General features: G+C 38.1%; 12 protein-coding genes. All 12 read right to left on the bottom strand.

All coding sequences use genetic code 11. From position 1 onward, the window contains the following. Positions 1–13: 13 nt before the first annotated feature. The 12 genes from STRINF_RS01005 to STRINF_RS00950 all read right to left on the bottom strand — a co-directional run bounded on the left by STRINF_RS01005 (position 14) and on the right by STRINF_RS00950 (position 13,628). The gene (locus STRINF_RS01005) at positions 14–1,357 is read right to left on the bottom strand and encodes a DEAD/DEAH box helicase (protein WP_006531150.1); all 1,344 of its coding nucleotides are present in this window, start codon (positions 1,355–1,357) and stop codon (positions 14–16) included. Between the two features lie 200 nt (positions 1,358–1,557). Then, positions 1,558–2,571 carry a phospho-N-acetylmuramoyl-pentapeptide-transferase gene (gene mraY, locus STRINF_RS01000; RefSeq protein WP_006531149.1) on the bottom strand — a complete coding sequence of 338 codons (1,014 nt, stop codon included), beginning with the start codon at positions 2,569–2,571 and terminating at the stop codon, positions 1,558–1,560. Positions 2,572–2,577: 6 nt separating this feature from the next. Continuing rightward, the gene (pbp2x, locus tag STRINF_RS00995; protein ID WP_006531148.1) at positions 2,578–4,842 is read right to left on the bottom strand and encodes a penicillin-binding protein PBP2X; all 2,265 of its coding nucleotides are present in this window, start codon (positions 4,840–4,842) and stop codon (positions 2,578–2,580) included. A 3-nt stretch (positions 4,843–4,845) separates the two neighbouring features. Continuing rightward, on the bottom strand, positions 4,846–5,169 hold the full coding sequence (gene ftsL, locus STRINF_RS00990; RefSeq protein ID WP_006531147.1) for a cell division protein FtsL: 324 nt from the start codon (positions 5,167–5,169) through the stop codon (positions 4,846–4,848). After that, complete coding sequence (gene rsmH / locus STRINF_RS00985) at positions 5,169–6,119, bottom strand: 16S rRNA (cytosine(1402)-N(4))-methyltransferase RsmH (RefSeq protein WP_043878266.1); 951 nt, start codon at positions 6,117–6,119, stop codon at positions 5,169–5,171. Before rsmH ends, ftsL begins: the two co-directional genes overlap by 1 nt. A gap of 110 nt (positions 6,120–6,229) precedes the next feature. Beyond that, complete coding sequence (locus STRINF_RS00980) at positions 6,230–7,480, bottom strand: glutamate-5-semialdehyde dehydrogenase (protein ID WP_006531145.1); 1,251 nt, start codon at positions 7,478–7,480, stop codon at positions 6,230–6,232. 16 nt (positions 7,481–7,496) lie between these two features. Further along, positions 7,497–8,300 carry a glutamate 5-kinase gene (proB, locus tag STRINF_RS00975; RefSeq protein WP_006531144.1) on the bottom strand — a complete coding sequence of 268 codons (804 nt, stop codon included), beginning with the start codon at positions 8,298–8,300 and terminating at the stop codon, positions 7,497–7,499. Positions 8,301–8,408: 108 nt separating this feature from the next. Further along, positions 8,409–10,031, bottom strand: a complete 1,623-nt coding sequence (locus STRINF_RS00970) for a hypothetical protein (protein WP_006531143.1) — start codon at positions 10,029–10,031, stop codon at positions 8,409–8,411. A gap of 4 nt (positions 10,032–10,035) precedes the next feature. Further along, complete coding sequence (locus STRINF_RS00965; protein ID WP_006531142.1) at positions 10,036–10,767, bottom strand: ABC transporter ATP-binding protein; 732 nt, start codon at positions 10,765–10,767, stop codon at positions 10,036–10,038. A 21-nt stretch (positions 10,768–10,788) separates the two neighbouring features. Further along, positions 10,789–11,082 (bottom strand): bacteriocin immunity protein, encoded by a 294-nt coding sequence (locus STRINF_RS00960; RefSeq protein WP_006531141.1) that lies wholly within the window; start codon positions 11,080–11,082, stop codon positions 10,789–10,791. A gap of 154 nt (positions 11,083–11,236) precedes the next feature. After that, complete coding sequence (tkt, locus tag STRINF_RS00955; protein ID WP_006531140.1) at positions 11,237–13,222, bottom strand: transketolase; 1,986 nt, start codon at positions 13,220–13,222, stop codon at positions 11,237–11,239. A 151-nt stretch (positions 13,223–13,373) separates the two neighbouring features. Then, the gene (locus STRINF_RS00950; protein ID WP_006531139.1) at positions 13,374–13,628 is read right to left on the bottom strand and encodes a DUF896 family protein; all 255 of its coding nucleotides are present in this window, start codon (positions 13,626–13,628) and stop codon (positions 13,374–13,376) included. Positions 13,629–13,695: the final 67 nt, after the last annotated feature.

Raw genomic sequence — 13,695 nt, 5'->3', positions numbered from 1 at the left:
ACTACTTTTGATATTAGAAAGTTTGTTTTCTTGCTTTACGTTCGGCACGCCCTTTAGCACGGTTAGCTGCACGGCGTTCGCGTTTGCGTTTTTCATCAACTTTCCATTGAATTTTTTTCTTGTAACCAGGTTTGATTTTTTTCTTTTTCTTCTTAACCAAACCAATCATTTCAGTATCAAGTTTTTGGTATGATTTTTCACGGTTGGCACGGCGATCACGATCATAAGTATCTTGGAATTCACCATTTTTAAGCATTTTTGGTACGAATTTAATACCTAATTTTTCAAGTTCACGAATATCTGAATCGTCACTTGGTTGGTAAAGTGTGATGGCAATACCATTCAAACCGTTACGTCCTGTACGTCCAACACGGTGAACAAAGAATGACAAATCTTGCGGAATCGCATCGTTGATAACGTGACTAACCCCTTCAATATCAATCCCACGCGCTGCCAAATCTGTTGCCACGATGTATTCGTAAGAAAGTTTTTTGGTTTGGTTCATCGTACGTTTACGTTCACGTGGTGGAATACCACCGTGGATTTTAGCAACTTTCAAACCATTTGATACAAGGTAGCTGTGCAATTCATCCGCACGTTCTTTGGTGTTCACGAAAATCATAGCAAGGTATGGGTTAAGAGCTTTTGTGATTTCCAAAATTTGAGCATTTTTATCACGACCTTTAGTGGATACCAACCAGTTATCGATGGTATCTGCGATAACTGTTGTTGTCTTTATTTTTTCCATGACAGGATTTGTCAAATATTTCTTCAAGAACGGTTGTAATTTTTGTGGAATAGTTGCTGAGAAGACCAAAATTTGAACATCTTTTGGCAATGTGCTAGCAATCTTATCAACCGTATCAAGAAATCCCATATCAAGCGTCATATCAGCTTCATCAACTACAAAAGTGTGTGCCTTGTAGATTTCAAGGTCGCCAGATTTAACCAAATCATAGATACGACCAGGTGTTCCGATGACGATATGTGGTTGAGATGATTTTAGTTTTTCAATTTGACGAAGTTTATCTGTCCCACCAACATAATTTGCTACACGAATTTCTGTTTCAGATTTATCTGCAATTTGTTTTGTAGCTTGATAGATTTGTGTTACCAATTCACGGCTTGGTGCTGTGATAACAACTTGGACGTTGTCGCTTGTTTCATCCAATTTTTCAAAGATTGGTAGCAAGAAAGTGTGTGTTTTCCCTGAACCAGTTTTTGATTCACCTACCAGATCACGACCTGAACGTACAACGGGAATTAATTTTTGTTGCACTTCTGTCGGATTTTTGAATTTAAGCTCTGCGAGTGCAACACGGATGTAGGGCTTAAAATTAAAATCGTTAAAAGACATGTTTTACCTCAATTTCTTATCTCATCAAGTTTTACTTGAAATTTCTCTATATCTGTTTATCGTTTCATCCCTAGCTAACATAGCTAGGCGAATTTTTTCATTCCTTTCTATTATATCATTAAAAGGGGGATAAAAGCAAAGCACTATGCGCTTTAAGAACTAAAAAAACGAGCTGAGAATTTCTCAACTCGCTTTCCTTATTATAAGACATAAAGGAAAATCAATGTGAGGATGCTTGCGATAGCTCCAACGCTCCACAAGAAAGCATCAACTTTCCATTCAGACCATTTTTCTGATTTTCCGGACAAACCACCAAGCTCCAAATGATGATGGAATGGTGTCATACGGAAGATACGACGACCTTCACCATATTTTTTCTTAGTGTATTTGAAGTAAGATACTTGAAGCATTACTGAAGCTGTTTCAAAAACGTAAACAAATCCAATGATTAGCAATGTCCATTCTTGGCGAAGGGCAATTGAAATTGCAGCAAGCATCGCACCCAATGCCAAGCTTCCCACATCACCCATGAAGACCTTAGCTGGTTTGTGATTGAAAACAAAGAAACCAAACAAAGCACCAATCATAGTAACAATAATCAAAAGTACATCAAATTGTTTTTGAACAACTGCGATAACGCTATAAGCTGCTAAACTAATAGCTACTGAGATTGAAGCTAAACCATCAATCCCATCAGTCAAGTTAACTGCATTTGAAAATCCAACAATCCAGAAAAGAACAAAGAGAACATAAAGAACACCTAGATGTAAATTAAATCCACAGACATTCAAATCATCTGTTCCACTTGGACGCACGTGAACAAAATAGAAAATCAAACCACCAATAATTTGCAAACTCATTTTTTGCCAAGGTGTCAAACCTTCATTGATCTGTTTAAAGATTTTCAAGAAATCATCAAGGAATCCAACAATTCCATAAATCAAAAGAACCATTAAAATTCCTACAGTTGCTCCCATTGAAGCACCAGCTTGTCTTTCGATAAAGAAACTAAAGACAAGACTAACAAGAATGGCAACTGTTAGAAAGACTGTCCCACCCATTGTTGGTGTTCCAGCTTTAGTCAAATGTTGTTTGACATCCTCGTGCATTTGTTGCCCACCGATTTTTTTCAATTGATAAATACGAATAAAATGCGGCATAGCAAATACTGTCAAGGCAAAGGCGACAATACCTGCAATTAAACTTAAAAACATTTTAGTTTAGTCTCCTAGAGTAATTTTAATTTTTTTGACTTTGTCAATATCTTTTCCGGTATCGACACTTTGCTTAATGACTTTTGAACCAGAGCCTTTAATGGTTACTTTGATTCCAGTCCACTTCGCAAATTTTTCAACATTTTCTTTCGTCCAGCCATACATGTCTGGCATTGTTTTTAATTTTCCTGTCCAAAGTAGCACTTGTTCATTTTGTGAAAGGTTACTACCGACTTTTTTAGACATTTTCTTGATTTTGCTACCTGACCCAACAACAACTGGTTGAACAAGATTATTACGAAGTTCCTGAGCAGTATCACCAGGTGTTTTTCCGATGTAATCTTTCAATTGGTATTTAGTTTCTGTATCTGTACCAGTCACGGCTGTACTTGTCAAAGTATCCTTAATCATCATAGCACGTTCAAGAACAGGATTAACCACGTCTTTCCAGAAAGAACGTTTGAAAGTCGTTGTTGGTTGTTGAAGGGTAACATACATGATAAAGTCAGGATCATCTGATGGCACCATGGCAACAACTGAGTTGATATAGTCATTATCACCAGTCAAATATCCTCCGCCCTCATCCGCAGATGCGGCAATTTGGGCTGTACCAGATTTGACAGCAACTGAATAATCACCGACCTGAATAACCGGTGCCCCTTCTGTGCTATCATACAAGGTACCATACTGTGAATCTGTACCAACCGTTACCATGTAATCAAGTGTTTGGTTGGCAGCATTTTCTGAGACCGGTTTACCAGAGACTTCAGCTGATGCTTTACGGGCTGTATTATTATTTGGGTCGTAGATTTGACTAATAAATTGTGGTTCAAGCATAACTCCTTTATTAGAAATCGCAGAAAAGGCACGAAGCATTTGAACTTGTGTCACACCAATACCTTGACCGAAAGCACTCATGGCAATGGTTACTTCATTGTCTGATGGTAACAAGCCACTACCTTCATTGACCATACCAAAACGTGTTGGGTAACCAAACTTAAACTTAGACAAGTAGTTTAGCCATTTGTCATTACCCATTTTTTGTTCAAGACTTGTCATAGCAACGTTACTTGACCAAGCAAACCCTTGAGCATACGTCATATATTGAACAGAAGTATTACCTTCATTGACGTTCCAGTCATTGATTTTTGTATCAGCAACTGTAATACCGTTGATTGTTGAAATCACTTCATTTGGCGTAAAAATACCATCATCGATAGCTGAGGCAAGTGTCATTACTTTCATGGTTGACCCTGGTTCATAATAGCTTTGATATAGAAGGGTATTCCATGTTTTTAGGTTATCTTCATTATAACCTTCCATTGTCTGTGCATTATAAGTTGGACGTTGTGTCGTTGCTAAGATTTCTCCTGTCTTAGCATTAACCACTGTCGCACTGGCATATTTACCTTGAGCATCATTTTGGAAAATATCCATTTGTGACTCAAGATAAGATTGCAATGGTTCAGAAAGTGTTGTATAGACATCTTTTCCATCAACAGCACGTTTAACAGTCGTTTCCGTACCAAGTAACAAGTTACCATTTTTATCTTTTTGATAGGTTACTTTTCCGTCTGACCCTGATAGCACATCGTTTAATGAGGCTTCTAAACCTGATGTTCCGACAAGGCTCGATGTTTTACCATCTTTGTTTTCTTTTAATTGGGCAAGTCCTAAGAATTGCGAAGCAAAGACACCATTTGGATACATACGTCCAGGTGTTGATTCAAATCCAATTCCCTTAATTCCAGCGTCCTTCATAGCTGTTTCAATTTCTGATTTCTTACTGTATGATAAACCAGACCCTGAACTTCCGAATGACACTTGGAAAAGCCCACTTTGATTCAATTGTTTTAAGACTTCGTCTTTATCAATACCGATTTGGGCATTCAAAATCTTAGCAACTTTATCGTATTGAGATTTTTTAACGTAGAGTTTTTCACCAGTTGTTGACACATAAGATTTCGAAATAATAGCATAAACACTATAAGTTGTCGAATCCTCAGCCAGTGCAACACCATTACGGTCATAAATCGTACCACGTTTAGCTTGAACCGTCACTGTTTGTTGGTAAACATCTGAGGCTTCTTTAGATAGATTATGACCAAACTTGGTATCTGTTCCCACAATAATCGCGAAATTGATAATAAACACAAAGAAAAGGAAGACTGCCAAAATCATCAGATTTTGACCAACACGCTCGCGATTCTTATCGGGTGTGCGTCTGTCCTTTACCACATAGTCTAAAAAACGATTCATTAATTTTTTCATAGACTACTCCACCTGTTTAATATTATCCTGTTGGCTTGTTAAACCAGCATTTTGGGCAATTTGCTCAACACGGTCACGACTTGACAGTTCGTTAACCTCTTGTTTAGCATTGTCGTAATTTGTCTGTACTTCAGTAATCTGACTATTTAAATCAGTGATTTGCTGTTGTACTTGAAGATTACGACTTTGAAGGTAAATAATACTAATCGCCATGGTAATAGCCGTTAAAATAATTGAACCATAAAAAGCTTTTTCAATGCGTGAAAACTTTCGAATACGACGTTTAAGAGCCTTAGCAATGGCTTCGTTACGATGTTTATCAGTCATTACTTACGAACCTTTCTAGCCACGCGCAATTTTGCTGAGTGTGAACGATTGTTGGCTTCTAACTCTTCTTGACGCGGTAAAATTGGTTTACGATTTACAAGAGTTAGTTTTGGCTGCATATCATCTGGAATAAAAGGTAAACCTTTTGGAACTTCCACTGTAGACGCTTCTTTAAACAATTGTTTTGTCAAACGGTCTTCAAGCGAGTGGAAAGTAATTACGGAAATACGACCATCAACTGCTAATAAGTCAATCGCTTGTTGGATAGACTCATCTGCCGCTCCCAATTCATCGTTAACTTCGATACGAATGGCTTGGAAAATTTGCTTAGCAGGGTGCCCTTTTTTCTTAAGTTCTTTAGCCGGCTTAGCTGATTTGATGATTTCTGCCAACTCAGTCGTTGTTTCAATCGGCTTTTCTTGTCTAGCTTGTTCAATTTTGCGCGCAATTTGTTTTGAAAACTTATCTTCACCGTATTTGTAGAAAATACGAACCAAATCATAGTAATCGTAAGTATTCACCACATCATAAGCCGTTAAGTCTTGCTCACGGTTCATACGCATATCAAGCGGAGCATCTTTTTTATAAGAAAAACCACGCTCACGCTCATCTAGTTGCGGACTTGACACCCCAAGGTCATATAAAATACCATCAATCTCAGTTACTCCATGCATTGCTAAATTTGAAGCAAGATTGCGGAAGTTGTCCTTGATAAAAGTGACTTGTCCTTTTTCAATATAATCTTTTAATCGAATTTGTGCATTATCAATAGCCGTCTGGTCTTGGTCAAAAGCATAAAGATGACCATTCGGGCCAAGCTTAGAGAGGAGATATTCACTGTGTCCTGCTCCTCCTAGCGTTGCATCTACATAGATTCCATCTGGCTCGATATCAAGCATATCAACGGTTTCATGTAGAAGTACTGTAATATGATGAAAGTCTTTTGTCATACCTTTCATTATAACACAAATAGAAAATTTCTTCCTTAAAAGATAGAGATAAAAATAAAAACCAAGCATCTCGTGTTTAAGACACTTGGTACTTACTCATCTGAAAAATATTATTCTCTGATTTGTCCTTTACCGTTAATATAAAATTTTGTGCTTGTTAATGCTTCTAAGCCCATTGGACCACGCGCATGCATTTTTTGGGTAGAAATTCCAATTTCAGCACCCAAACCAAAGACAAAACCATCTGTAAAGCGTGTTGACGCATTAACGTAAACTGCCGCTGCATCCACTTCATCTTGGAAACGTTCGGCGTGCTCAAGGTCTTTTGTCACAATCGCTTCAGAATGATGCGTTGTGTAACGATTTACCCAATCAATAGCCTTATCTAGTGAATCAACAACCTTAACAGACATAATGTAATCTAAAAACTCAGTTGCATAATCATCAGCCGTTGCAGCTACTGCATTTTTAAAAATGGCTAACGCTCTCTCATCAGCTCGAAACTCAACCGCATGAACCTTGTTAATAGCCTCTTCCAATTGAGGCAAGAACTGCTCTGCAATTTTTTCATGAACCACAAGACACTCAGCTGCATTACAAACGCTTGGGCGTTGTGTTTTGGCATTGATGACAATCTTAGTCGCCATGTCCAAATCAGCTGTTTCATCAACAAAAATGTGACAATTCCCAACTCCAGTTTCAATGACTGGAACTTTAGATTTTTCTTTAACCGTTTGAATCAAGCGTGCGCCACCACGTGGAATTAACACATCAACATAGTCGACAGCTTGCATTAATTCTTCAGCAACAGCGTGGCTAGTATCTTCGACTAATTGAACCACATTTTGGTCGATCCCTTCCTCAGCTAGAGCTTTTCTGATAACTGTTACAAGTGCTGTATTTGAATGAATAGCATCACGACCACCACGTAAAATAATGGCATTACTTGTTTTGAAAGCAAGGCTAAAAGCATCGACAGAGACATTTGGACGGCTTTCAAAAATCATGGCAATGACACCAAGCGCAACACGTTTTTGCACAATTTTTAAGCCATCAAGATTTGTATAGCCTCGAACAACTTGACCAATCGGATCTTGAAGATCAGCTACTTGACGAACACCTTCGACAATACCTTCAATGCGGCCAGCATCTAGGCGCAAGCGATCCACCATAACTGGTGAAATGCCATTTTCTTGCGCTTTTGCCACATCACGTGCATTTTCTTGCAAGATAAAATCTGTTTCAGCAAGCAAAGCATCCGCTACTTGAGCCAAGATTTTATTTTTCTCTGCTGTTCCAAGTTTTACTAGACTTAGAGAAGCGATTTTTACATTTTTCCCTAGTTCATCAATATAGCCCATCTCAAGACCTCCTTAATTACTTAGATTGTGAAAACCATGTTCCAATATTAGCACCATCAAGGGCACGTAAAATATCGCGTGGATTAGCTCCATTCATCAAAATCATTTGACTATTATTGTCAAAAATCATTTGGGCACTCTTAATCTTGCTAAGCATGCCACCTGTACCAAATTTGCTACCAGCACCGCCAGCTGACTTAATGATTTCATCAGTGATTTCACTAACATGTTCACGAAGTTTAGCATCTTCATAAACATTTGGATTTTTATCATAAAGGCCATCAATATCTGACAACATGATTAGCAAATCAGCTTTAGTCACTTTAGCTACAATGGCTGACAAACGGTCATTGTCTCCAAATTTTGTGGCATGATCCATTTCATCAACACTGATAGCATCATTTTCATTAACGATTGGAACAATTCCCATTGAAAGAAGAGTTTCAAAAGCGTTGGTGAAGTTTGCCAAACTTTCTGGATACTCAATAACATCACGTGTAATTAAAAGCTGACTAACTTCTGTCTGATAGTGTGAAAAGATTTGCGAATAAAGGCTCATCATGGCCACCTGACCGACACTTGATACGGCCTGTTGTCGTGCAATTTCTGTTGGACGTTTATCCATATTAAGAACATTAAGTCCAAACCCCATGGCACCAGATGATACCAAGACAACTTCCATCCCTTTATTCATCAAACTAGAGATAACAAAGGCTAGCTGATCAACTTTTTCTAAATTTATTTTGCCATTTGGCATAACAAGGGAACTTGTCCCGATTTTTATAACAATGCGTTTTACTGATTCAAAATTACGTTTCATACGCTTATTATACACTAAAAAAACAGTCCTAGGAACTGTTTTTCTAAGGTTTTATCTAAGTATTTAGTCAACTTTAATTCACATCTTAATTTCAGGAGATTTTAGAAATTAATGTGAGATTTTCTTCCAAAATTTATGACTAATCAAGATTTGAGAAATAAGCGCTAAGACCAAAAGAACAATTGATAGCGTCATGTTAATCAGCAGAATTTGCTGTGTGATATTGCCAAGAATAACTAAACCTACTGCTAAGCCACCACCAAGAAGATAAGCTGCCATCATAATCGCAAAAGCAAGCCACTGACCTGAATGTCGATTAAAAAGTTGGGTCACATCTTGCCAAAGCAGATTCAGATTTCTATAGTCACGCCAGTACATTAATTGACCTTGGACAACAATCATTGCACACAAACCTACCAAAAAGGCTAGCATCAAAAGTACATTTAACTGTAAGAAAACCAAGCCAACGACTAGGTAAACACAAGCAGGAACAAGAGCTTGAAGTCCTGCTAAAACCACAAACTTCTGAACAAGGAAAGCTTTAAAGTTAAGTGGTAAACTTCTCAAAAAGTTATAGTTCTCTTTTTCAAGTGAAATGCCGACACCTAGTAAAGTTGTTGGCATAGCACAAGTTGTTCCCAAAATGACTCCAACTAACAAAGCTATACCAAAATAATCCGTAGATACCTTGGTTAAAGTAAACTCATTAGTCAGCATTGGTGTTAGGAAAAAAACCACATAAATCAAAGGCATCACATAAGTTTGCGTCAATAAGGTTGCATTTTGAAGCGTTGAAAGGTGATGATGAAGCATCATCTTTGTTAAAGAAGCTGAGCTCTTTGACGTTTTTTTCGTCTGCTTCTTAGTTTTAGCTTTTTTAGGACTAGCATACAAAGTATTTTGGTAATAATTTGGCATTGCCCATTTAACCAAACCAATCATTAAGCCTAAAAGAACGACTAAAGGTAAATAGAAGTTTAACAGTGCAGCCAAACTAAATGGCGCATTAACCACGTCATAAAAACCTCTAAAATAAGGAATGATTGGACGATCAGGAATCGTCAAGCTGTCACTTCCTATATTTTTACTGTTGACAACATTCATATAAAGAATCGTTCCGACAGCACCAATCGTCGAAAGAGACATCAAGACTGTTGAAATCAATTTACGATGATTGCTGCGAACAATCACCCCACCAACCAAGCTATTCACATAAAGTGCTAATACTGTCGAAGCTGTAAAGAGAATCCCAAAAACAATCACGGTAGCAATAATTGCCACAAATAGCCCTGCCATTTGCCAATAAGCGATGAAAAATAATGATAACAAAGGCATCAAAAACGTCACGCCCATCCCAAAACTTGAAATCACTTTTGCTAGATATAGCTCACTGGATTTAATCGGTAAGTGAGCATAAAGCTTCACATCATCGCTTTCGTAAAAAATGCTATACATGGCTGAGAAAGCATTCAAGGTTGCCATGATAAAGAAAATCGCTGTGTAAAAAGAAAAATAACCAGGATAATGCTTAAAATTAAGATTAGCATACATAAAAATGTAAATCACCGCAAAGAACAAACTTAAAAATATTTGCTGACGAATCACACTTTTATAAGTTGAAAAATTTTTTCTCGGATTCTTTTCTTGCTTACGTTTAACCGCCGTTACAGCTTGGGGATTTGAGTAAAGAATATTAATCTTAACGAGTTCCCTAACAGTTGACCAGTTCATACACTCACCCCTCTTTCACCTTGCGTCCAGCAAGTTCTAGGTAAATGCTTTCCAAATCTTTGTCAGGATAATTTGCTTTTAGCTCATCCAAAGAACCAACAAAAATCAATTTGCCTTCTTTTAAAATCCCAATACGGTCACACAATTGCTCTGCAACAGCCAAGACATGTGTTGAAAAAAGAACGGTATTGCCACCACGCGCATGCTCTTTCATCATCTCTTTCAAATCAAAAGAAGCTTGCGGGTCAAGACCAGTTAAAGGCTCATCCAAAATCCAAATATCAGGATTTGAAATCAAAGCTCCAATCACAATGACTTTTTGACGCATCCCATGTGAGAAACTTTCAATCAAATCATTAACATGCTCAGCAATATCAAATAAATGTGATAAGCGGTCAATACGTTCATCAACCTCTTTTTCAGCAACGCCGTAAATCTTTGCCAAGAAATGCCAATACTCACTAGCTGTCAAATTCAAGAATAAATCTGGTGAATCTGGAACATAACCAATACGTTTTTTAATGTCATCACGATGTTCTGATAAAGCCAAATCATCCACATAAATTTCACCATAAGTCGCATCAATGATTGACGTTAAAATGCTGATAGTCGTTGTTTTACCAGCACCATTATGACCAATCAAACCAAAAATTTCCCCATTTTCAATGGTTACATTTAAATCACTAAGTGCCTCCTTGTCTCCGTATAATTTTGAAACATGTTCAAAACGAATCATTTTTCTTTCCTCCTAATCTCCTCAAAGTGGCTTTATCCACTTTGAAACTTCCTTTTTCTCATAATATTCTGCTGCCCACTTTTGAGTTAATTTTTTTAATTCCTCAACACCTCGTGGGAGTGTTAAATCAGTATGAGCACTGTAAAGATTCAAGTCACAGTCTAAATGCAAAGCGCATAAACCAGCATCTCTACTCTTAATCACTTCATTAGACGCTGACAGCAAAATTTTAGATAATTTCACGTCCTGTCTAACGACCATATCTTCATAAGCGACTTTAATAGCTGAATATAGCTTGCTACATCTTTCATCCATTAAATCTCCCCCTCTCCCAAATTAAATACATTTGTACTATTAAAATAAGACAAAATAACTTTTACAATATCTTACCCTTTCTTACACTATTTGTCAAATGATTATAAAAAGCCCTTGCCAAAAGCAAGGACTTTTTATAATCATTTATTAAGGATTACAATGATTCGTAAAGGCTAACAGCGTTATCAACTGTGAATCCATATCCTTCAAAGATTTTAGCACCTGGTGCAGAAGCTCCCCAAGTATCGATTGTAAGAGTTTTACCTTGGAGACCAACGTATTTGCCCCAACCAAAGCTTGAACCAGCTTCGATAGCCAAACGTTTTGTGACGTTAGCTGGAAGAATGCTTTCTTTATAAGCAGCGTCTTGTTCGTCAAAGATGTTTTGTGCTGGCATTGAAACCACACGAACATGAACACCTTTTGCTTCCAAAGCAGCTTGCGTATCAAGCGCCAATTTCACTTCAGAACCTGTTGCAATAAGGATACCGTCAAGGTCACCTTTTGCTTCTGAAAGGATATAAGCACCTTTATTAACACCTTCTGCTGCCAATTCTTTTGTTCCTTCAAGGACAGGAAGATTTTGACGTGTCAAGATGAGCATTGTTGGACGATCAGTTTCAGCAAGAGCACGTTTCCATGCAGCATTTGTTTCGTTACCGTCAGCAGGGCGGATAACGTTAAGGTTAGGCATAGAACGAACGCTAGCCAATTGTTCAACTGGTTCGTGAGTTGGTCCGTCTTCACCGACAGCGATTGAATCATGCGTCATGACATAAACCGTTGGTAATTGTTGAAGAGCAGCCATACGAACAGCTGGAAGAAGGTAGTTTGAGAATACGAAGAATGTACCACCGTAAACACGAGTACCACCATGAAGGGCAATACCGTTCATGGCAGCTGCCATGGCAAATTCACGAACACCAAACCAGATGTTACGACCAAGGTAGTTATCTGGTTGGAAATCAGATTCTACCTTGACCATTGTATTATTTGATGCAGAAAGGTCAGCTGAACCACCCCAGAATGATGGGACTTGAGCTGAGATTTGTTGGATAGCTTGTTGACTTGATGAACGGCTAGCAAGGCTAGTTCCAAGTTCGAAGTCGTCAAGTTTCACGTCAACCGGTTTGTTAGCAAATGCAGCTTTGTATTCAGCAGCTAATTCTGGGTAAGCAGCTTCGTATTCACGGAATTTAGTTTCCCATGCGTTTTCAGCAGCTTCACCACGGAATTTAATACCAACTTCAAAGCGTTTAGCAACTTCTTCTGGTACTGTGAATTCTGGATATTCCCAACCGTAAGATTTTTTAGCATAAGCAATTCCATCAACACCAAGAGGGGCACCGTGAACAGCTGATGTACCTTGTTTTTCAGCACCGAAACCAATGATTGTTTTCACTTCGATGATAGATGGTTTTTCTGTTTCAGCTTTAGCTTCTTCGATAGCTTTAGCAATAGCTTCAAGGTCGTTACCATCTTTAACCAAGATATGTTGCCAACCGTAAGCTTCGAATTTACCTTTAATATCTTCTGTAAAGGCTTTTGATGTTGGACCATCAAGTGAGATGTCGTTTGAATCGTAGAGAAGGACTAATTTACCAAGTTTTAAGTGACCTGCAAGACTAGCAGCTTCTTGGCTGACACCTTCCATCAAACAACCATCACCATGCAAAGCATAAGTGTAGTGGTCTACAATATCAAAGCCTGGTTTGTTAAATTTAGCAGCTAAGTGAGCTTCTGCCATTGCCATACCAACAGCGTTAGCGATACCTTGACCAAGTGGTCCTGTAGTTGCTTCTACACCATCAGTGTGGTTAACTTCTGGGTGACCTGGTGTTTTTGAACCCCATTGACGGAAGTTCTTCAAGTCATCGATTGTTACATCGTAGCCTGATAAGTGAAGTAGGCTATACAAAAGAGCAGAACCGTGACCAGCAGACAATACGAAACGGTCGCGGTTAGACCAAGAACGACTTGTCTTTGGATTAACATTCATTACATGATTCCAAAGAACGTAAGCCATAGGTGCAGCTCCCATTGGAAGGCCTGGGTGACCTGAATTGGCTGCCTGAATGGCATCAATTGAGAGCGTACGGACAGTGTTTACTGCCAACTGATCAATAGCATCAAATGTCATGAGTGAAACCTTTCTGTTTTTAAGGACTTAAAGTATTATTGTTCGGATTCTATTATATCATAAAAAACTTGACTTTTTAAATTAAATTGTCATTTGCTTTCTTGTAAGCAGTTTCTAAAAAAGCCCAGCTAAACATAGCTGAGCGATTTTCTTATGAATTTGGATCGTCAAGGCTACGACCGTGCAAACCACGTTCACGTTGCAATTGACGAAGTTTTTCTGGTGTCACATCATTTCCATCTTCATCGACGATTTTAATACCAGAGATGTGGTGAAGAAGTGAATGACGGTAACCTTCAATATACTCTTTACGCAATTTAGCCTGTTCAACTTTTTCTGGACCAGTCAAACCAACTGTTTTTTTCTTGCGTGCAAGTTCATTAATACGTTGTAATTTTTTTTTCATTCATGAGTAAGACTCACCTAACGTCTAAATTATGTTTAAACGTTATTTCCTTTCTATAATTTACCAA

This window comes from Streptococcus infantarius subsp. infantarius ATCC BAA-102 (genome assembly GCF_000154985.1).
GTDB lineage: Bacteria > Bacillota > Bacilli > Lactobacillales > Streptococcaceae > Streptococcus > Streptococcus infantarius.
The sequence above is the reverse complement of the archived record's forward strand: the minus strand, read 5'-3'. Positions and strand labels throughout refer to the sequence as shown.